Genomic DNA, 19,617 nt, shown 5'->3' with positions numbered 1-19,617 from the left:
CACGGCAGATGTGAATCACTTCACACAAACAGCCGGTTCGGTTGAAGAGAAAAACCTGAAAATGAGGGTTGACTCTGAAAGAGGAAAGCGTAATATACGCCACCTCGCGACAGAGCGCTAAAGCGCGTCGCAACTGCTCTTTAACAATTTATCAGACAATCTGTGTGGGCACTCGAAGATACGGATTCTTAACGTCGCAAGACGAAAAATGAATACCAAGTCTCTGAGTGAACACGTAATTCATTACGAAGTTTAATTCACGAGCATCAAACTTAAATTGAAGAGTTTGATCATGGCTCAGATTGAACGCTGGCGGCAGGCCTAACACATGCAAGTCGAACGGTAGCACAGAGGAGCTTGCTCCTTGGGTGACGAGTGGCGGACGGGTGAGTAATGTCTGGGAAACTGCCCGATGGAGGGGGATAACTACTGGAAACGGTAGCTAATACCGCATAACGTCGCAAGACCAAAGAGGGGGACCTTCGGGCCTCTTGCCATCGGATGTGCCCAGATGGGATTAGCTAGTAGGTGGGGTAACGGCTCACCTAGGCGACGATCCCTAGCTGGTCTGAGAGGATGACCAGCCACACTGGAACTGAGACACGGTCCAGACTCCTACGGGAGGCAGCAGTGGGGAATATTGCACAATGGGCGCAAGCCTGATGCAGCCATGCCGCGTGTATGAAGAAGGCCTTCGGGTTGTAAAGTACTTTCAGCGAGGAGGAAGGTGTTGTGGTTAATAACCGCAGCAATTGACGTTACTCGCAGAAGAAGCACCGGCTAACTCCGTGCCAGCAGCCGCGGTAATACGGAGGGTGCAAGCGTTAATCGGAATTACTGGGCGTAAAGCGCACGCAGGCGGTCTGTCAAGTCGGATGTGAAATCCCCGGGCTCAACCTGGGAACTGCATCCGAAACTGGCAGGCTAGAGTCTTGTAGAGGGGGGTAGAATTCCAGGTGTAGCGGTGAAATGCGTAGAGATCTGGAGGAATACCGGTGGCGAAGGCGGCCCCCTGGACAAAGACTGACGCTCAGGTGCGAAAGCGTGGGGAGCAAACAGGATTAGATACCCTGGTAGTCCACGCCGTAAACGATGTCGACTTGGAGGTTGTGCCCTTGAGGCGTGGCTTCCGGAGCTAACGCGTTAAGTCGACCGCCTGGGGAGTACGGCCGCAAGGTTAAAACTCAAATGAATTGACGGGGGCCCGCACAAGCGGTGGAGCATGTGGTTTAATTCGATGCAACGCGAAGAACCTTACCTACTCTTGACATCCAGAGAACTTAGCAGAGATGCTTTGGTGCCTTCGGGAACTCTGAGACAGGTGCTGCATGGCTGTCGTCAGCTCGTGTTGTGAAATGTTGGGTTAAGTCCCGCAACGAGCGCAACCCTTATCCTTTGTTGCCAGCGGTTCGGCCGGGAACTCAAAGGAGACTGCCAGTGATAAACTGGAGGAAGGTGGGGATGACGTCAAGTCATCATGGCCCTTACGAGTAGGGCTACACACGTGCTACAATGGCATATACAAAGAGAAGCGACCTCGCGAGAGCAAGCGGACCTCATAAAGTATGTCGTAGTCCGGATTGGAGTCTGCAACTCGACTCCATGAAGTCGGAATCGCTAGTAATCGTGGATCAGAATGCCACGGTGAATACGTTCCCGGGCCTTGTACACACCGCCCGTCACACCATGGGAGTGGGTTGCAAAAGAAGTAGGTAGCTTAACCTTCGGGAGGGCGCTTACCACTTTGTGATTCATGACTGGGGTGAAGTCGTAACAAGGTAACCGTAGGGGAACCTGCGGTTGGATCACCTCCTTACCTTAAAGAACCGACCTTTGTAGTGCTCACACAGATTGTCTGATGAAAAGTAAATAGCAAGGCGTCTTGCGATTGAGACTTCAGTGTCCCCTTCGTCTAGAGGCCCAGGACACCGCCCTTTCACGGCGGTAACAGGGGTTCGAATCCCCTAGGGGACGCCACTTGCTGGTATGTGTGAGTGAAAGTCGCCGACCGAAGTATCTCAAAACAGACTTTCGAGTCTCGTTTGAGATATTTGCTCTTTAAAAATCTGGATCAAGCTGAAAATTGAAACGACACACTGTTTCATTTCTCCGTAATAAGAAATGAAAAGCGGTGTGTCCGAGTCTCTCAAATTTTCGCAACACTGAAGTGTTTTACGAAACATCTTCGGGTTGTGAGGTTAAGCGACTAAGCGTACACGGTGGATGCCCTGGCAGTCAGAGGCGATGAAGGACGTGCTAATCTGCGATAAGCGTCGGTAAGGTGATATGAACCGTTATAACCGGCGATTTCCGAATGGGGAAACCCAGTGTGATTCGTCACACTATCATTACGTGAATACATAGCGTAATGAAGCGAACCGGGGGAACTGAAACATCTAAGTACCCCGAGGAAAAGAAATCAACCGAGATTCCCCCAGTAGCGGCGAGCGAACGGGGAGCAGCCCAGAGTCTGAATCAGCATGTGTGGTAGTGGAACGGTCTGGAAAGTCCGACGGTACAGGGTGATAGTCCCGTACACAAAAGTGCATGTGTTGTGAACTCGAAGAGTAGGGCGGGACACGTGGTATCCTGTCTGAATATGGGGGGACCATCCTCCAAGGCTAAATACTCCTGACTGACCGATAGTGAACCAGTACCGTGAGGGAAAGGCGAAAAGAACCCCGGCGAGGGGAGTGAAAAAGAACCTGAAACCGTGTACGTACAAGCAGTGGGAGCCTCTTTATGGGGTGACTGCGTACCTTTTGTATAATGGGTCAGCGACTTATATTCTGTAGCAAGGTTAACCGAATAGGGGAGCCGAAGGGAAACCGAGTCTTAACTGGGCGTTAAGTTGCAGGGTATAGACCCGAAACCCGGTGATCTAGCCATGGGCAGGTTGAAGGTTGGGTAACACTAACTGGAGGACCGAACCGACTAATGTTGAAAAATTAGCGGATGACTTGTGGCTGGGGGTGAAAGGCCAATCAAACCGGGAGATAGCTGGTTCTCCCCGAAAGCTATTTAGGTAGCGCCTCGTGAATTCATCTTCGGGGGTAGAGCACTGTTTCGGCTAGGGGGTCATCCCGACTTACCAACCCGATGCAAACTGCGAATACCGAAGAATGTTATCACGGGAGACACACGGCGGGTGCTAACGTCCGTCGTGAAGAGGGAAACAACCCAGACCGCCAGCTAAGGTCCCAAAGTCATGGTTAAGTGGGAAACGATGTGGGAAGGCACAGACAGCCAGGATGTTGGCTTAGAAGCAGCCATCATTTAAAGAAAGCGTAATAGCTCACTGGTCGAGTCGGCCTGCGCGGAAGATGTAACGGGGCTAAACCATGCACCGAAGCTGCGGCAGCGACACTATGTGTTGTTGGGTAGGGGAGCGTTCTGTAAGCCGTTGAAGGTGTGCTGTGAGGCATGCTGGAGGTATCAGAAGTGCGAATGCTGACATAAGTAACGATAATGCGGGTGAAAAACCCGCACGCCGGAAGACCAAGGGTTCCTGTCCAACGTTAATCGGGGCAGGGTGAGTCGACCCCTAAGGCGAGGCCGAAAGGCGTAGTCGATGGGAAACAGGTTAATATTCCTGTACTTGGTGTTACTGCGAAGGGGGGACGGAGAAGGCTATGTTAGCCGGGCGACGGTTGTCCCGGTTTAAGCATGTAGGCGGAGATTCCAGGTAAATCCGGAGTCTTGTTAACGCTGAGGTGTGATGACGAGGCACTACGGTGCTGAAGTAACAAATGCCCTGCTTCCAGGAAAAGCCTCTAAGCATCAGGTAACACGAAATCGTACCCCAAACCGACACAGGTGGTCAGGTAGAGAATACCAAGGCGCTTGAGAGAACTCGGGTGAAGGAACTAGGCAAAATGGTGCCGTAACTTCGGGAGAAGGCACGCTGATATGTAGGTGAAGTGATTTACTCATGGAGCTGAAATCAGTCGAAGATACCAGCTGGCTGCAACTGTTTATTAAAAACACAGCACTGTGCAAACACGAAAGTGGACGTATACGGTGTGACGCCTGCCCGGTGCCGGAAGGTTAATTGATGGGGTTATCCGTAAGGAGAAGCTCTTGATCGAAGCCCCGGTAAACGGCGGCCGTAACTATAACGGTCCTAAGGTAGCGAAATTCCTTGTCGGGTAAGTTCCGACCTGCACGAATGGCGTAATGATGGCCAGGCTGTCTCCACCCGAGACTCAGTGAAATTGAACTCGCTGTGAAGATGCAGTGTACCCGCGGCAAGACGGAAAGACCCCGTGAACCTTTACTATAGCTTGACACTGAACACTGGTCCTTGATGTGTAGGATAGGTGGGAGGCTTTGAAGTGTGGACGCCAGTCTGCATGGAGCCAACCTTGAAATACCACCCTTTAATGGCTGGTGTTCTAACGTAGACCCGTGATCCGGGTTGCGGACAGTGTCTGGTGGGTAGTTTGACTGGGGCGGTCTCCTCCTAAAGAGTAACGGAGGAGCACGAAGGTTAGCTAATCCTGGTCGGACATCAGGAGGTTAGTGCAAAGGCATAAGCTAGCTTGACTGCGAGAGTGACGGCTCGAGCAGGTGCGAAAGCAGGTCTTAGTGATCCGGTGGTTCTGAATGGAAGGGCCATCGCTCAACGGATAAAAGGTACTCCGGGGATAACAGGCTGATACCGCCCAAGAGTTCATATCGACGGCGGTGTTTGGCACCTCGATGTCGGCTCATCACATCCTGGGGCTGAAGTAGGTCCCAAGGGTATGGCTGTTCGCCATTTAAAGTGGTACGCGAGCTGGGTTTAGAACGTCGTGAGACAGTTCGGTCCCTATCTGCCGTGGGCGCTGGAGAATTGAGGGGGGCTGCTCCTAGTACGAGAGGACCGGAGTGGACGCATCACTGGTGTTCGGGTTGTCATGCCAATGGCATTGCCCGGTAGCTAAATGCGGAAGAGATAAGTGCTGAAAGCATCTAAGCACGAAACTTGCCCCGAGATGAGTTCTCCCTGACCCTTTAAGGGTCCTGAAGGAACGTTGAAGACGACGACGTTGATAGGTCGGGTGTGTAAGCGTAGCGATACGTTGAGCTAACCGATACTAATGAACCGTGAGGCTTAACCTTACAACGCCGAAGGTGTTTTGGCGAAGAGACACGATATTCAGCTTGATTACAGATTACATCGACATGCGAAAAGTGTGTTGATAAACAGAATTTGCCTGGCGGCTGTAGCGCGGTGGTCCCACCTGACCCCATGCCGAACTCAGAAGTGAAACGCCGTAGCGCCGATGGTAGTGTGGGGTCTCCCCATGCGAGAGTAGGGAACTGCCAGGCATCAAATAAGTGAAGAAGCCCATCCTGCCGGATGGGCTTTTTTGCGTCTGCAGGGAGTGAAAACTGCCGGATGCAGCGTACCATTTTATCCAGCCCATCATGTTGCAACCGGTGTGCAGGCCTGAGAAGCGCAGCGCACCTGGCTCTCCCGGCAGCACATTGCCTGTTATCCGTGCGCGGGATTGAGTAACAGGTACTGTCGCTCAGGATCGCGGACCTCTGTACATCCCATCACGTTAAACCCCATCTTCTTATAGAACCCAGATGTCAGCTTGTTAACAGGCACGACTAATCTTACATATGGATTTTGTGAGGGGTAGAGCAGTAAAGATATTGAGAGATGATCGGTTGGAAAGTATCAGAAACTATAAAAGCAAAAACCCGCCTCTAGGACGGGTTCTTTGAATAGTGGTGCCCGGACTCGGAATCGAACCAAGGACACGGGGATTTTCAATCCCCTGCTCTACCGACTGAGCTATCCGGGCAACGGGGCGCATTAAACCGTATTCACGTCTGCCAGTCAATCAAATTTCGGGAAAAGATGTTCAACCGCTTAATATTGCGGCAATCTGTGCGATTATGCCTGAAGTTTGCACAAAACTTCCAGGCAATTTACCTATCTGACCTTCTATATGAGCAAAGGCTGACGAAAACGTTACGCGGCCTGTATTACTCCCGCACACTACCGCAAGTTGTGCACAAACCTTTCCGACGTTTCCAGTAACTAACGGTGCAATTGCTGCGGCAGGACCCGCTGGTGTGTCGGGCAATGAGTTGGACGGGCGTTTAACAGAGTATTTCGCACCACCGTGGCGATGGTGCGTTTTTGTTTACTCATTTCGGCCTGGCGGGCATGCTTGCTTAGGTCAGCGCACCGCCCATACGGCACTGAGCAAAGCGCAGGATATCTTCTGCCAGGCGGTGTGCCGTTTCGACATCAGCATGGCTACGATTCACCAGCATGCGGCTCAGACAGCCCTCCAGCACCAGTTCCATTTGTTTGGCGACCATTGCAGGGTCGTCAACTTCCAGCGTCGTCAGCAGCTCATGGGTGAAGTCATGTGCCGCCTTTTTTTGCTGATCGGCTAACTGATGGATCGGATGCCCGGGATCGGGGTAAAACGTACAGGCGGCGATAAACAGGCAGCCTGGATAGCGATTATTGCTCACGCATTCGGACAGCGCGGTGTAGCGTGCCAGTAATTTCTGTTCAGCGCTCAGGGTGTCATCCAGCAAAAGTTGACGCCGCCAGATATCCACCCGCTGGCTGAGGTAACGTAACGCATCGTACAGAATGGCCTCTTTGTCGGGCCAAAAGCGTTGTAGTTCATCAAGAGGATAATCGATACGATCGGCCACCATTTCCAGTGTGGTATTGGCTATCCCTTGAACCTCAAGTAATTTCAGGGCTTCTCCCAGGACATCTTCACGTTGCACGGTATTCTCCTCCGTATTTCCTGTTGCAAGTGTCGCTCACGGTTGGCGATCGCGCAAATGTGCGCTGAAGGTCGCGGCATCCATAAAGCCGGTTACCCGAGCCTCCGGATGCTCTTTCCCCTCGGCGTCAAAGAACAAAATAGTCGGCAAACCTAAAACCTGTAGATATTTCAGCAGAGCGACATCCTGGGCATTATTTGCAGTCACATCCGCCTGCAAAAGCACCGTGTCGCCTAGCGCTTGCTGAACCTGCTGATTGCTAAACGTATACTTCTCAAACTCCTTACAGGCCACGCACCAGTCAGCATACAGATCCAACATCACGGGCTTGCCTTTAGCTTGTGCCAGCGCCTGATTTAGCGCATCCACCGAAGCCACAGGCGTGAAGTTAAGGTGTGTCTGGGTTTGAGCATGCGGCACGCCGAACGCCCAGTCCTGCAATGGCCGAACGGTTACCAGCGCTGCAGCTAACAGGATAATCTGCCCGATGCGCATCCAGGCGTGCTTTGCCTGCAGGCTGGTGATAAATGCCCAGCTAAAGAATGCGACGCCCAACAGCGACCACAGGCGAACGCCCCAGTCGTCGCCAATGATGCGTTCGAGTAAGAAGACGGGGAGCGCCAGAATGACAAAGCCAAAAGCGGTTTTGACATGTTCCATCCATGGGCCGCTTTTAGGTAACAGACGATTACCGAATACGGTAATTAGCATCAGAGGTAATCCCATCCCCAGCGCGTACAGATACAGCGTGCCGCCTCCCAGCCACATGTTCCCGCTCTGAGCGATATACAGCAAAATCGCGCTTAGCGGGGCCGTTGTACAAGGAGAACAGATGAGGCCGGCAATCGCCCCCATCGCAAAGACGCTACCGGGGGAACCGCCTTGCTGACGGTTACTCAACAATGTAAGGCGTGTTTGCAGCGATGAAGGGAGCTGCAGCGTGAACAAGCCAAACATTGAAAGGGCCAGCAGCGTAAAGACGACGGCAAGGCCAATCAGGACGTAAGGATGCTGTAGCGCAGCCTGGAACTGCAATCCAGCGGCGGCAACAACCAGACCCAGCGCGGTATAAGTGAGCGCCATTCCCTGGACGTAGATAAACGTCAGCAGCAGCGCGCGTCCGGTTGATAAGCGTTGTTTGCCGCCCAGCACGATACCGGAAATCAGCGGATACATCGGCAATACGCAAGGTGTAAACGCGATGCCAATTCCGATTAGCAATGCCCACAGCGCAGAGAAGGGAAGCTGGGTTGCGGGTTGTGGTCTCTCTTGCAAAGTATCGGTGGCAGGAACTGGCGCAGGTGTCGCCCTGGTATCGGCAGACACTTCACTTAATGGCACCGTTTTAGTTTCAGGCGGATAGCAAAAACCGGCGTCGGCACAGCCCTGGTATGTGACCGTTAATGTTGCGCCAGATTTAGCCTGATTGACCGTGACCGGGATAGTCAATTGTTTACGGTAAATCTCACTTTTGCCATAAAACTCATCTTCATGCCAGACGCCTGGCGGTAGTTTTACCTCGGCGATATCGGCCTGAGATGGCGTAATGCTTATCTGTTTGCGATACAGATAGTAGCCATCTTTAACCTGCCATGAGAGGTTCAGATCGTGTTGGTTTTGCTGAAAATCAAAAACAAACGCCCGATCGGCAGGAACAAACTGCGAGCGGCCAGGCGCGTCAAATAATCCGGCAAAGGTAGATGTGCTGCACAGCAGCAGGATCAGCGTAAGGATGCGTTGAGCCATGAGCGGTAATCAAAGTCTCCGTGAGTGACGGGTAAAACCAGAAGTTCAGGCGTTTGGTATGGATGATGTGACTTCAGGCAATCGAGAAGGGCTTGCTGGTGTGTGACGGTGGTTTTTAAAATCATCTGGACTTCATATTCCTGCTCCAGCTTACCTTCCCAATAATAGAGGGAGGTCGCGCCAGGCAGCAGCGTCACGCAGGCAGCCAGCTTTTCCGCCAGCACTTTGGCGGCCAGATCCTGGGCGGTTGCTTCATCCGGGGCGGTACAGAGCACCACAACGGTATCGGGGATGGAAATATCCTGACTCTTTACATCAAGCATAAACACCTCGAAAGAACAGAGTAACCAGCTAAAGAGTGGTCACTATACAACGGACGAGGGAAGGATGTTAGTTAAAGCGGGATGATGAGGAGGAGGAACTGCAGGGCGCGAAGGCACCCTGCAGTAAAGTCTTACAGCATGAAGCTGCCCAGCAAGAAGCCGAAGCAGACAGCCAAAAGCACGCCCAGAGTACCCGGGATGAAGAACGGATGGTTAAAGACGAATTTACCGATGCGGGTTGTACCGGTGTCATCCATCTGCACCGCCGCAACCAGAGTTGGGTAGGTTGGCAGAATGAACAGGCCAGAAACAGCTGCGAAAGACGCAACAGCAGTCAGTGGGGAAACGTTCAGAGCCAGAGCCATCGGCATCAGTGCTTTAGCGGTTGCAGCCTGAGAGTACAGCAGCGCAGAAGCAAAGAAGAAGATGACAGCCAGCAACCACGGATGACCCTGAATTACGCTACCTGCAGTATCTTTGATCCAGTCAATGTTGTGAGATACGAAGGTATCACCCAGCCATGCAACACCCAGGATACAAATACAGGCGCTCATACCCGCTTTAAAGGTGCTGGAGTTCAGGATGGAGTCAGTTTCAACGCGGCAGACGATCGTAGTCAGCGTCGCGACGCTCAGCATGATGATCAGGATTGCGTTGGTGGTGTTCATCAGCGGTTTAGCAACCAGGCCGAGGCTTGGGCTGTTGATGATGGCGTATACAACTACGCAAATCACGCCCAGCAGGAACAACCAAACGGAGGTTTTCGCGCCAGCTTTGATTTCAACTTGTCTTTCACCACGCAGTTCAACCAAACCTTCTTCCAGACGCTTACGATAAATCGGGTCGTCAGACAGTTTGGAGTTGAACAGCATTGTTACCAGGAAGGACATCACCAGAACGGCCAGCAGAGTGGACGGAATGACCACGGACAGCAGGTGAATGTAGCTGATGCCATGACCTTCCATTACGGAAGACATGTAAACCACGGCTGCGGAGATTGGCGACGCCGTAATCGCAATCTGTGCAGAAACTACTGCGGTAGAGAGCGGACGGCAAGGTTTGATACCTTGTTCCTTCGCGACTTCAGCGATAACCGGCAGAGTTGCCAGAGAGATGTTGCCGGTACCGGCAAAGATAGTCAGGAAATAGGTCACGATTGGTGCAAGGATCGTGATGTATTTCGGGTTTTTACGCAGCAGTTTTTCAGTTTGATGAACCAGATAGTCCAGACCACCGGCAATCTGCATGGCAGAGATGGCAGCGATAACCGCCATGATAATGGAAATAACATCGAACGGAATATTACCCGGTTTTACGCCAATAGCGGCAAGAACCAGAACACCCAGCCCACCTGCAAATCCAATACCGATACCCCCAAGTCTGGCACCTAAAAAGATTGCCAGCAAAACGATGATAAGTTCTAAAACTATCATATTAGCCTTCCTTGTTGTTTAACAAGTTGATATTAAATTGTTGTTTTTAAGTAACTTCGAGTAAGAAAAAAGGCACGTCATCATGACGTGCCTTCTCCGGTACTACCCTACACGATTACTGTTCGCTTTCATCAGTATAACGTTTTGCTTTATAAGCAGGGTGCATCAGGTTCTGTGCAGAGAAGATATCGTCCAGTTCAGACTCGGTCAACAGACCGCGTTCCAGGACAACTTCACGTACGCTCTTACCGGTTTCGGCACAAATTTTACCGACGATGTCGCCGTTGTGGTGACCGATGAACGGGTTGAGGTAAGTAACGATGCCGATGGAGTTGAATACAAACGCTTCACAGACTTCTTTGTTAGCAGTGATACCACTAACGCATTTTTCCAGCAGGTTGTAGCAAGCATTGCTCAGAATGTGAATGGATTCAAACATTGCCTGGCCAATGACCGGCTCCATTACGTTCAACTGCAGCTGACCAGCTTCAGATGCCATAGTAACGGTGATGTCGTTACCGATGACTTTAAAGCAAACCTGGTTTACGACTTCTGGAACAACTGGGTTCACTTTTGCTGGCATGATAGAAGAACCAGCCTGCAGTTCCGGCAGGTTGATCTCGTTCAGACCAGCACGTGGGCCAGAGGAGAGCAAACGCAGGTCGTTACAGATTTTGGACATCTTAACAGCCAGACGTTTCAGTGCGCCGTGAACCATAACGTATGCGCCGCAGTCAGAAGTTGCTTCAATCAGGTCTTCTGCCGGAACACAGGCGAAGCCAGTGACTTCAGCTAGTTTCTGTACTGCCAGCGGGGAGTATTCTTTCGGCGTGTTCAGACCCGTACCGATTGCAGTTGCACCGAGGTTAACTTCCAGCAGCAGCTCAGCGGTACGACTAATGTTTTTCACTTCTTCTTTCAACAGTACGCTGAAAGCATGGAATTCCTGACCGAGGGTCATCGGTACAGCATCCTGCAGCTGGGTACGGCCCATTTTCAGGATGTCCTGGAATTCAACAGCTTTTTGTTCGAAGCCTTCACGCAGTTGGTTCAGGGCATCGATCAGTTTGATGATGGATGCGTATACCGCGATACGGAAGCCAGTTGGGTAAGCGTCGTTGGTAGACTGACATTTGTTAACGTGGTCGTTCGGGTTCAGGTACTGATATTCACCTTTCTGGTGACCCATCAGTTCCAGACCGATATTGGCCAGCACTTCGTTGGTGTTCATGTTGACGGAGGTACCCGCACCACCCTGGTAAACATCTACCGGGAATTGATCCATGCATTTTCCGTTATTCAGGACTTCATCACACGCCGCGATGATGGCATTTGCCACACTCTTAGGAATGGTTTGCAGCTCTTTGTTGGCCATTGCCGCTGCCTTTTTAACCATTACCATACCGCGAACAAATTCAGGAATGTCGCTGATTTTGTTGTTGCTAATGTAGAAGTTTTCAATCGCTCTCAGAGTGTGAACACCGTAGTAGGCGTCCGCTGGAACTTCCCTGGTACCCAACAAGTCTTCTTCGATACGAATGTTGTTTAACATGTGAACCTTCTTTTTCAAGCTGCCAATGATTTGACTAAACACACAGGATATATGTGATTTCGATTGTTTCTCGACCGACGATTATCCCCTGCATCGGTCTGATACTCGAGATCATATGCTGGTTCAGGATTTCTACCGTAATCTGGATCACTTAAAGCGTGGAATTTACCCCTTATTTATTATTCTGTGAAATGGATCACCCCTTTAGGATTAATACTAAAAATAAGTGTACAAGCGACTTGAAATTTTGCTAACCACCTCAACATCTAATTGATGCGAGTCACATAATTCATCGGGCAGGCGTTGAAAAAAACGACTGTTATTGACAGGAGAACCCTTTGCGCTGGATACCATTACTTGCCATTTTTCTCTATGTTTACATAGAGATATCTATTTTTATTCAGGTTGCCCATGTCCTGGGTGTCCTGATGACGCTGATTTTGGTTATTTTTACGTCGGTTATCGGTATGTCTCTGGTTCGTAACCAGGGATTTAAAAACTTTTTACTGATGCAACAAAAAATGGCGGCTGGTGAAAGTCCGGCTGCAGAAATGATCAAGAGCGTGTCGCTGATCATTGCTGGTCTGCTGTTGGTACTGCCCGGCTTTTTCACCGATTTCCTCGGTCTTCTTCTTTTATTACCCCCGGTGCAAAAACATCTGACGATGAAACTGCTGCCGCATTTGCGTTTTTCGCGTATGCCGGGCGGTGGTTTTAGCGCCGGAACCGGTGGCGGTGAGACCTTTGATGGCGAATTTCAGCGCAAAGACGACGATCGCAACCGTATTGATCATAAAGACGATCCTCGGGATTAAGCATCAGTATGCGGGCCGGATAAGCGTGAGCACCATCCGGCAAAATGCTTATCTGCCGGATGACGGCGTCAACGTCGCTTTATCCGGCCTGCGGGGTAAAAACAGCCACAGCCCTGCCAGCATAATCAGCGCATACAGGCTCTTCCAGCCAACCATTGCCAACAGCAGCAGACACAGTAGACCGCCAATGACCGCCAGCATGCGATACTGCCCTTTCAGTAATCGACATCCCGCCAGCATGCACAGCAAATAAATCATAATAAAGATGCCGTTAGCATAGACGATTAACGCATCGAGATTGATTTTCAGCATATAGATGCACAACGTACTGATCACGCAGCAGCCCAATACGGCGTTTAGCGCATTGCGTGGAAGGTGACGGGGAGACAGACGCGCCAGATGGCTCTCCGGCTTATATTGCGCTTGCGACCAGACCAGCCGGGCGAAACTTTGAATATAAATGTTGAGACTGGCAAAACAGGCCAGATAACCAATGATGCAGGCGACCCACAGTGCCTGTACGCCAAATAACTGCACGACGATCTCTGGCAGTGAGGCCGCCGCCGCCATTTGCTCACCGTAGGCGCCAAAATGAAGCACGACGACGGTGCATGCCCAATAAACAGAGCCCGCAAGCAGCAGGCCGATCATCAGCGCGCGCGGGAAATCCCGCTCCGGGTTTTTGAATTCAGATGCCAGATGGGCAAACGCTTCAAGGCCAACAAAACACCAGAACATCACCGACAGCGCGGCGAACAGTCCGGGGAGCTCAATCTCGGTTATCGCAGGGAAGGGGATTTCGCCAGGTTTCACATCGCCTGCCCACCAGATGGCGACAATGAGGGCAACAATCAATCCGGCAATGACCGTTTGCAGATTAGCGCTAGAGCTGGCACCGTGGGAGCCGATATACCAAACCAATGCCAGCGTACCGAGCTCTGCCAACAGAAGCTGTTCGTCATGCCAGCCAAACATCGCCTGACCAAATCCGGCGGCAATATGTAATGCCGCAGGCAAGCCGACGGGAATCACCGACAAAAATAGCCATCCGGTGACGCGCTCCAGGCGTGAGCCAAAGGCCATACCAACAAAATGCGCCACGCCACCCGCGCTGGGAAAATGACGACCCAGTACGGCAAAGACAATCGCCACGGGAAAGACTAAAACAATCAGCACCGGCCAGGCCCACAGGCTGTTGTTGCCAGCCACCAGCGCGGCTAGCGCAGGGACGGCGAAAACGCCTGTACCTAGCAATGATGTCGACAACAGGCCAATGCCCTGAGCCAGTCCCAGCTCTTGTTTCAGTCCGCTCATAAGTTGTTATCCGGTTATGCCCATTGACCGGGCTACAGCGCAGATTTTTGATGGTATCACAATCGTATTTGCTTATGACGACGTGACTGAAATCGTTATAAAATGTGATGCGCGTCGGCGTTTTGCCGGAATTTTCTGCTGATATAAATTTTTTTTCGCTTGCCCCCTTGAAGGTACAAAGCCCCATCCCCATTTCTCTGGTCACTAGCCGGGAAACCGTTCACGGGCCGGCGTCACCCATAACTGATAAAGACTTTCTCAAAGGAGAGCTATCAATGAGTATTCGTCCGTTACATGATCGTGTGATCGTCAAACGTAAAGAAGTTGAATCTAAATCTGCTGGCGGCATCGTACTGACCGGTTCTGCAGCAGGTAAGTCAACTCGTGGCGAAATCATCGCTGTCGGTAAGGGCCGCATCCTGGACAACGGTACCGTACAGCCGCTGGACGTTAAAGTCGGCGATATCGTTATTTTCAACGATGGCTACGGTGTTAAATCTGAGAAGATCGACAATGAAGAAGTGTTGATCATGTCTGAAAGTGACATCCTGGCAATTGTTGAAGCCTAATCCGCGAACGACACTGAACATACGAATTTAAGGGAAAGAGAAAATGGCAGCTAAAGACGTAAAATTCGGTAACGACGCTCGTGTGAAAATGCTGCGCGGCGTAAACGTACTGGCAGATGCAGTGAAAGTTACCCTCGGTCCAAAAGGCCGTAACGTAGTTCTGGATAAATCTTTCGGTGCACCGACCATCACTAAAGATGGTGTTTCCGTAGCCCGTGAAATCGAACTGGAAGACAAGTTCGAAAACATGGGGGCGCAGATGGTGAAAGAAGTTGCCTCTAAAGCGAACGACGCTGCAGGCGACGGTACCACCACCGCAACCGTACTGGCGCAGTCCATCATCACTGAAGGTCTGAAAGCCGTTGCTGCGGGCATGAACCCGATGGATCTGAAACGTGGTATCGACAAAGCTGTCGCTGCTGCCGTTGAAGAACTGAAAGCACTGTCCGTACCGTGCTCTGACTCTAAAGCGATTGCTCAGGTTGGTACTATCTCCGCTAACTCCGACGAAACCGTAGGTAAACTGATCGCTGAAGCGATGGACAAAGTCGGTAAAGAAGGCGTGATCACCGTTGAAGACGGTACCGGTCTGCAGGACGAACTGGACGTGGTTGAAGGTATGCAGTTCGACCGTGGTTACCTGTCTCCTTACTTCATCAACAAGCCGGAAACTGGCGCAGTAGAACTGGAAAGCCCGTTCATCCTGCTGGCTGACAAGAAAATCTCCAACATCCGCGAAATGCTGCCGGTGCTGGAAGCAGTAGCCAAAGCGGGTAAACCACTGCTGATCATCGCTGAAGATGTTGAAGGCGAAGCGCTGGCAACTCTGGTTGTTAACACCATGCGCGGTATCGTGAAAGTCGCGGCGGTTAAAGCGCCTGGCTTCGGCGACCGTCGTAAAGCGATGCTGCAGGATATCGCTACCCTAACCGGTGGTACCGTTATCTCTGAAGAGATCGGTATGGAGCTGGAAAAAGCAACTCTGGAAGATCTGGGTCAGGCGAAACGCGTTGTTATCAACAAAGACACCACCACCATCATTGATGGCGTGGGTGACGAAGCTGCAATCCAGGGTCGCGTGACTCAGATTCGTCAGCAGATCGAAGAAGCCACTTCCGACTACGACCGTGAAAAACTGCAGGAGCGCGTAGCGAAACTGGCAGGCGGCGTTGCGGTTATCAAAGTTGGTGCTGCGACTGAAGTTGAAATGAAAGAGAAGAAAGCCCGTGTTGAAGATGCCCTGCACGCGACCCGTGCTGCGGTAGAAGAAGGCGTGGTTGCTGGTGGTGGTGTTGCGCTGATTCGCGTAGCGTCTAAAATTGCCGGTCTGAAAGGTCAGAACGAAGACCAGAACGTAGGTATTAAAGTTGCGCTGCGCGCAATGGAATCTCCGCTGCGTCAAATCGTACTGAACTGCGGCGAAGAGCCGTCTGTAGTGGCTAACACCGTGAAAGCGGGTGACGGTAACTACGGTTACAACGCTGCAACTGAAGAATACGGTAACATGATCGACATGGGTATCCTGGATCCAACCAAAGTAACGCGTTCAGCTCTGCAGTACGCGGCTTCTGTTGCGGGTCTGATGATCACCACCGAGTGCATGGTTACTGACCTGCCGAAAGGCGATGCGCCTGACTTAGGTGCTGCTGGTGGTATGGGCGGCATGGGTGGAATGGGCGGCATGATGTAATTTAATCTTCATACTTCAAGCCGCAGGTTCATTGGCTGCGTTCGTTTACCCCAGTCACTTACTCATGTAAGCACTGGGGGATTCATGAACCTGCCGCCTGCCTGCAACTTGAATTATTTGATTAAATACGTATCTCGCGAAAAATGAGAAACCCTCGGGCAGAAATGTCCGGGGGTTTTTCTTTTGGTCATCTTTTTAGTATATGATTCAGCTACGGACATAACGTCCAGCTCATTGATTATGGGGAATGACATGCACGTGAAATATTTAGCAGGGATCGTTGGTGCCGCGCTACTGATGGCGGGTTGTAGCTCCAGCAACGAACTGAGTTCAGCCGGGCAAAGCGTACGCTTCGTCGAAGAGAAGCCTGGCGCAGAGTGTCAACTGATTGGCACTGCAACCGGTACGCAAAGCAACTGGCTTTCTGGCCAGCACGGCGAAGAGGGTGGCTCTATGCGTGGCGCAGCAAACGATCTGCGTAACCAGGCTGCGGCAATGGGTGGTAACGTGATTTATGGCGTCAGCAGCCCATCACAGGGAATGCTGTCCAGCTTTGTTCCTACTGCCAGTGAAATGACTGGGCAGGTTTATAAGTGCCCAAATTGATAAATGCTGTTGATGCCTGATGGCGACGCTACAACGTCTTATCAGGCCTACGATACAAATTCGTCGGCCTGATAAGCGCAGAAACATCAGGCATTTTGAGCGTTATGAACAGACTGAGCGCGTAAATGATGCAGCGCGCGCAGGCACTGATCCTGATTGAGCTTTTGCGCCTTATCACCCGTCAACGTTCTGACAAACACTTGGCACGGTACACCAGCAAGCTTTTTCAGCCGTGGGCTGAAATCGAGAAGACGGCGAGTAATGGCTTCGGCCTCTTTGCTGCCGGAAGGGGCGCGAGTTTTTACTACCGAACCACAGAACTGGGCTTTTCCTTGATCATCTGTATAGCGGTAAATAATCGCCAGATAATGATGAAACAGGCTTTGTTTCCATTCGGGGTGCGTATAAGAGTCGTATTCCAGATTGTCGTTTTCTTGGCAATCAACATCGTACAGCGGCAGGAAATCCAGCAGCGATGTAATTCGTAGCGCTAATTCCCGCATGCCAGCATTATTTATTGCATGAATAACAGCATGGACCAGCACCCGAATCTGTAGTTCATTAACCAGTAATTCACACGTTTGTCCATCATGCAGTGTCAGAGAAAATGTTAAGTTTTCGCCTTTGTCATCCACTAACATCAGCGAATTTATGCGACGATTAATGTCGGCATTTTTTAGCTCATCTTCCTGAATCAAAGGAATATTTTCGTGCATCTTTTTGCTGACTTTATCGCATTCCTTCTCATATTGCGCATGCTCGTCTTCGCTAAGCTGATGTTTGGCGGATAGCCTGCTTTCCAGGGCGATCAGCAGATCTCTTAGCCCAAGCGGAGAAAGAAAAAATAACGACGTTTTATTCCTTGGTTCTTTTATCTTTAATGCTAAAGCAATAAATTCATTATTTTGACGAATAACACCGGTATTAATGCCCTTAATACTTATAACCATAAAAGGTTCTCCCTAACCATATATTTATTAATATTATGAATTTGGTTCTAATGATACAAATTATGAATTAATGATTTTATAGCGCTAATTAAAATAGCACAGATTAAAAGCGTGGCTCCACTTGTGAGGATTTAAATAATAAGTAATCGTGGTGAGTGTCCGGAATCGGACACTCAATAATGGTTATTGTTGGCGTAGTTGCAGATCCAATGGCGTTTTACTTGGCTCACCGCCAATTTCACGCGCCAGTTTGGGGACCATATAGCCGGAAACCAACGTCAGCAGTTCACGCATAATGTGACGTGCCTCATCGTCGCTGACCATAAAGTGGGCGGCACCTTGCACTTTGTCCAGTACGTGCAGGTAATAGGGCATCACCCCCGCATCAAACAGGGCGTTGCTCAGGTTCGCCAGCGTTTGTGCGTTATCGTTCACGCCACGCAGCAAAACGCTTTGGTTGAGTAGGGTGACGCCAGCGGTACGCAGTCGGACCATCGCCTGGTGAAACGCCTCATCGACCTCATTGGCGTGGTTAATGTGGTTGACCAGCAGAACCTGCAGGGAGGAGCGCGCAAAGCGCTGGACCAGTCCTTCAGTAATGCGCGCGGGGATCACAATCGGCAAACGGCTGTGAATGCGCAGACGCTTAATGTGCGGGATGGCTTCCAGTTGCGTGAGTAACCAGTCCAGTTCATGGTCCTTGGCCATTAGCGGATCACCACCGGAGAAGATAATCTCATCCAGCTCAGGATGCGCGCTAATGTAGTCCAGGGCGACCTGCCAGTTGCGCTTATTGCCCTGGTTTTCGGCATACGGGAAGTGTCGGCGGAAGCAATAGCGACAATTTACCGCGCAACCGCCTTTAACCAACAACAGCGCCCGATTGCGATATTTATGCAGCAAACCGGGGACCACGCTGTGCTGTTCTTCCAGCGGATCGGTCGAGTAGCCAGGTGCAGCAACAAACTCTTCCTGGGAAGTAAGTACCTGACGCAAAAGCGGATCGTCCGGATTGCCTTTTTCCATACGAGCAATAAAGGCGCGCGGTACGCGCAGGGCGAAAAGTCGTCTCGCGTCGCGTCCGGCCAACAGTTTTTCATCTGCGTCTATATTCAAAAGATGCAGAAGTTCATCAGGATCGGTCACAACATCGGCAAGTTGCGATAACCAATCTTCTCTGGATGGGGTATTTAGGGTTACAATATGCGCCATTTTGTGGCTTAGCTACCAGTTAACAATTTTCAGAGGGCCTTATGGCAACGTACTATAGCAACGATTTTCGTGCTGGTCTTAAAATCATGTTGGACGGCGAACCTTATGCGGTTGAAGCCAGCGAATTCGTTAAACCAGGTAAAGGCCAGGCATTTGCGCGCGTTAAGCTGCGTCGCCTGCTGACCGGTACTCGCGTAGAGAAAACCTTCAAGTCTACCGATTCCGCTGAAGGCGCAGACGTAGCCGACATGAACCTGACCTTCCTGTATAGCGACGGTGAGTTCTGGCACTTTATGAATAACACCACTTTCGAACAGCTGGCTGCAGACGAGAAAGCGGTAGGCGATAACGCTAAATGGCTGCTGGACCAGGCTGAATGCATCGTGACCCTGTGGAACGGTCAGCCGATCTCCGTGACTCCGCCAAACTTCGTTGAGCTGGAAGTCGTTGAAACTGACCCAGGTCTGAAAGGCGATACCGCTGGTACTGGCGGCAAACCGGCTACTCTGTCTACTGGCGCAGTCGTTAAAGTTCCGCTGTTCGTACAGATCGGTGAAGTGATCAAAGTGGATACTCGCTCCGGCGAATACGTTTCTCGCGTAAAATAAGATATCTATTTGATCTTATGGCGCAGGTTGCTGCGCCATACTTTTTCCA

General features: G+C 51.1%; 13 protein-coding genes, 2 tRNA genes and 3 rRNA genes. 9 read left to right on the top strand and 9 right to left on the bottom strand.

The window, feature by feature from the left end; all coding sequences use genetic code 11:
• Positions 1 to 274: 274 nt before the first annotated feature.
• From HV352_RS21425 to rrf, 4 genes are all read left to right on the top strand, one after another.
• A 16S ribosomal RNA gene (locus HV352_RS21425) occupies positions 275 to 1,816 on the top strand.
• An 85-nt stretch (positions 1,817 to 1,901) separates the two neighbouring features.
• Positions 1,902 to 1,977, top strand: a tRNA-Glu gene (locus HV352_RS21420).
• Between the two features lie 219 nt (positions 1,978 to 2,196).
• Positions 2,197 to 5,103 (top strand): 23S ribosomal RNA (locus HV352_RS21415).
• A gap of 94 nt (positions 5,104 to 5,197) precedes the next feature.
• Positions 5,198 to 5,313, top strand: a 5S ribosomal RNA gene (gene rrf / locus HV352_RS21410).
• The 16S, 23S and 5S rRNA genes sit together here with 1 tRNA gene alongside, the layout of an rRNA operon.
• 409 nt (positions 5,314 to 5,722) lie before the next feature.
• On the opposite strand, the gene HV352_RS21405 is transcribed toward rrf, so the two are convergent.
• The 6 genes from HV352_RS21405 to aspA all read right to left on the bottom strand — a co-directional run bounded on the left by HV352_RS21405 (position 5,723) and on the right by aspA (position 11,804).
• A tRNA-Phe gene (locus HV352_RS21405) sits at positions 5,723 to 5,798 on the bottom strand.
• Positions 5,799 to 6,174: 376 nt separating this feature from the next.
• The gene (locus HV352_RS21400) at positions 6,175 to 6,750 is read right to left on the bottom strand and encodes a transcriptional regulator (RefSeq protein ID WP_016151385.1); all 576 of its coding nucleotides are present in this window, start codon (positions 6,748 to 6,750) and stop codon (positions 6,175 to 6,177) included.
• 36 nt (positions 6,751 to 6,786) lie between these two features.
• Positions 6,787 to 8,496: a protein-disulfide reductase DsbD gene (locus tag HV352_RS21395; RefSeq protein ID WP_181635074.1), complete on the bottom strand. Its 1,710-nt coding sequence runs from the start codon at positions 8,494 to 8,496 to the stop codon at positions 6,787 to 6,789.
• Complete coding sequence (cutA, locus tag HV352_RS21390) at positions 8,472 to 8,819, bottom strand: divalent cation tolerance protein CutA (protein WP_003025447.1); 348 nt, start codon at positions 8,817 to 8,819, stop codon at positions 8,472 to 8,474. The genes HV352_RS21395 and cutA overlap by 25 nt, the downstream gene beginning before the upstream one ends.
• Before the next feature lie 131 nt (positions 8,820 to 8,950).
• Positions 8,951 to 10,252, bottom strand: coding sequence for an anaerobic C4-dicarboxylate transporter DcuA (gene dcuA / locus HV352_RS21385; RefSeq protein ID WP_016151387.1), 1,302 nt, complete (start codon positions 10,250 to 10,252; stop codon positions 8,951 to 8,953).
• Positions 10,253 to 10,367: 115 nt separating this feature from the next.
• Complete coding sequence (gene aspA, locus HV352_RS21380) at positions 10,368 to 11,804, bottom strand: aspartate ammonia-lyase (protein ID WP_016151388.1); 1,437 nt, start codon at positions 11,802 to 11,804, stop codon at positions 10,368 to 10,370.
• A 338-nt stretch (positions 11,805 to 12,142) separates the two neighbouring features.
• Between aspA and HV352_RS21375 the strand changes: the two genes are divergently transcribed.
• Positions 12,143 to 12,619 (top strand): FxsA family protein, encoded by a 477-nt coding sequence (locus HV352_RS21375; RefSeq protein ID WP_016151389.1) that lies wholly within the window; start codon positions 12,143 to 12,145, stop codon positions 12,617 to 12,619.
• 48 nt (positions 12,620 to 12,667) lie between these two features.
• Here HV352_RS21375 and yjeH read toward each other — a convergent pair whose 3' ends face one another.
• On the bottom strand, positions 12,668 to 13,933 hold the full coding sequence (gene yjeH / locus HV352_RS21370) for an L-methionine/branched-chain amino acid transporter (RefSeq protein ID WP_181635073.1): 1,266 nt from the start codon (positions 13,931 to 13,933) through the stop codon (positions 12,668 to 12,670).
• A 275-nt stretch (positions 13,934 to 14,208) separates the two neighbouring features.
• Between yjeH and HV352_RS21365 the strand changes: the two genes are divergently transcribed.
• The 3 genes from HV352_RS21365 to HV352_RS21355 all read left to right on the top strand — a co-directional run bounded on the left by HV352_RS21365 (position 14,209) and on the right by HV352_RS21355 (position 16,798).
• Entirely contained in the window at positions 14,209 to 14,502 is a 294-nt protein-coding gene (locus HV352_RS21365; RefSeq protein WP_000027827.1) for a co-chaperone GroES, read from the top strand.
• A 43-nt stretch (positions 14,503 to 14,545) separates the two neighbouring features.
• A complete protein-coding gene (gene groL / locus HV352_RS21360) occupies positions 14,546 to 16,192 on the top strand; it encodes a chaperonin GroEL (protein WP_003025464.1) in 1,647 nt (548 codons plus the stop codon).
• A 252-nt stretch (positions 16,193 to 16,444) separates the two neighbouring features.
• Positions 16,445 to 16,798, top strand: coding sequence for a DUF4156 domain-containing protein (locus HV352_RS21355; protein WP_016151391.1), 354 nt, complete (start codon positions 16,445 to 16,447; stop codon positions 16,796 to 16,798).
• Positions 16,799 to 16,884: 86 nt separating this feature from the next.
• Here the strand turns inward: HV352_RS21355 and yjeJ are convergent, their stop codons facing one another.
• Both yjeJ and epmB read right to left on the bottom strand, forming a co-directional pair.
• The gene (gene yjeJ / locus HV352_RS21350) at positions 16,885 to 17,748 is read right to left on the bottom strand and encodes a YjeJ family protein (RefSeq protein ID WP_016155495.1); all 864 of its coding nucleotides are present in this window, start codon (positions 17,746 to 17,748) and stop codon (positions 16,885 to 16,887) included.
• 183 nt (positions 17,749 to 17,931) lie between these two features.
• Positions 17,932 to 18,960 carry an EF-P beta-lysylation protein EpmB gene (gene epmB / locus HV352_RS21345; RefSeq protein ID WP_047358982.1) on the bottom strand — a complete coding sequence of 343 codons (1,029 nt, stop codon included), beginning with the start codon at positions 18,958 to 18,960 and terminating at the stop codon, positions 17,932 to 17,934.
• 41 nt (positions 18,961 to 19,001) lie between these two features.
• Between epmB and efp the strand changes: the two genes are divergently transcribed.
• Entirely contained in the window at positions 19,002 to 19,568 is a 567-nt protein-coding gene (gene efp / locus HV352_RS21340) for an elongation factor P (RefSeq protein ID WP_003025478.1), read from the top strand.
• Positions 19,569 to 19,617: the final 49 nt, after the last annotated feature.

Origin of the sequence: Citrobacter sp. RHBSTW-01044 (genome assembly GCF_013781945.1) — a bacterium.
In the GTDB taxonomy this organism is placed as follows: domain Bacteria; phylum Pseudomonadota; class Gammaproteobacteria; order Enterobacterales; family Enterobacteriaceae; genus Citrobacter; species Citrobacter braakii.
Note: the sequence above shows the minus strand (reverse complement) of the source record. Positions and strands in the feature narration are given on the sequence as shown.

What these genes read in the sequence shown, in the direction of transcription:
- HV352_RS21395 (WP_181635074.1), bottom strand. Translation starts at nt 8,496, where the DNA reads ATGGCTCAACGCATCCTTACGCTGATCCTGCTGCTGTGCAGCACATCT.
- cutA (WP_003025447.1), bottom strand. Translation starts at nt 8,819, where the DNA reads ATGCTTGATGTAAAGAGTCAGGATATTTCCATCCCCGATACCGTTGTG.
- dcuA (WP_016151387.1), bottom strand. Translation starts at nt 10,252, where the DNA reads ATGATAGTTTTAGAACTTATCATCGTTTTGCTGGCAATCTTTTTAGGT.
- aspA (WP_016151388.1), bottom strand. Translation starts at nt 11,804, where the DNA reads ATGTTAAACAACATTCGTATCGAAGAAGACTTGTTGGGTACCAGGGAA.
- yjeH (WP_181635073.1), bottom strand. Translation starts at nt 13,933, where the DNA reads ATGAGCGGACTGAAACAAGAGCTGGGACTGGCTCAGGGCATTGGCCTG.
- HV352_RS21365 (WP_000027827.1), top strand. Translation starts at nt 14,209, where the DNA reads ATGAGTATTCGTCCGTTACATGATCGTGTGATCGTCAAACGTAAAGAA.
- groL (WP_003025464.1), top strand. Translation starts at nt 14,546, where the DNA reads ATGGCAGCTAAAGACGTAAAATTCGGTAACGACGCTCGTGTGAAAATG.
- HV352_RS21355 (WP_016151391.1), top strand. Translation starts at nt 16,445, where the DNA reads ATGCACGTGAAATATTTAGCAGGGATCGTTGGTGCCGCGCTACTGATG.
- yjeJ (WP_016155495.1), bottom strand. Translation starts at nt 17,748, where the DNA reads ATGGTTATAAGTATTAAGGGCATTAATACCGGTGTTATTCGTCAAAAT.
- epmB (WP_047358982.1), bottom strand. Translation starts at nt 18,960, where the DNA reads ATGGCGCATATTGTAACCCTAAATACCCCATCCAGAGAAGATTGGTTA.
- efp (WP_003025478.1), top strand. Translation starts at nt 19,002, where the DNA reads ATGGCAACGTACTATAGCAACGATTTTCGTGCTGGTCTTAAAATCATG.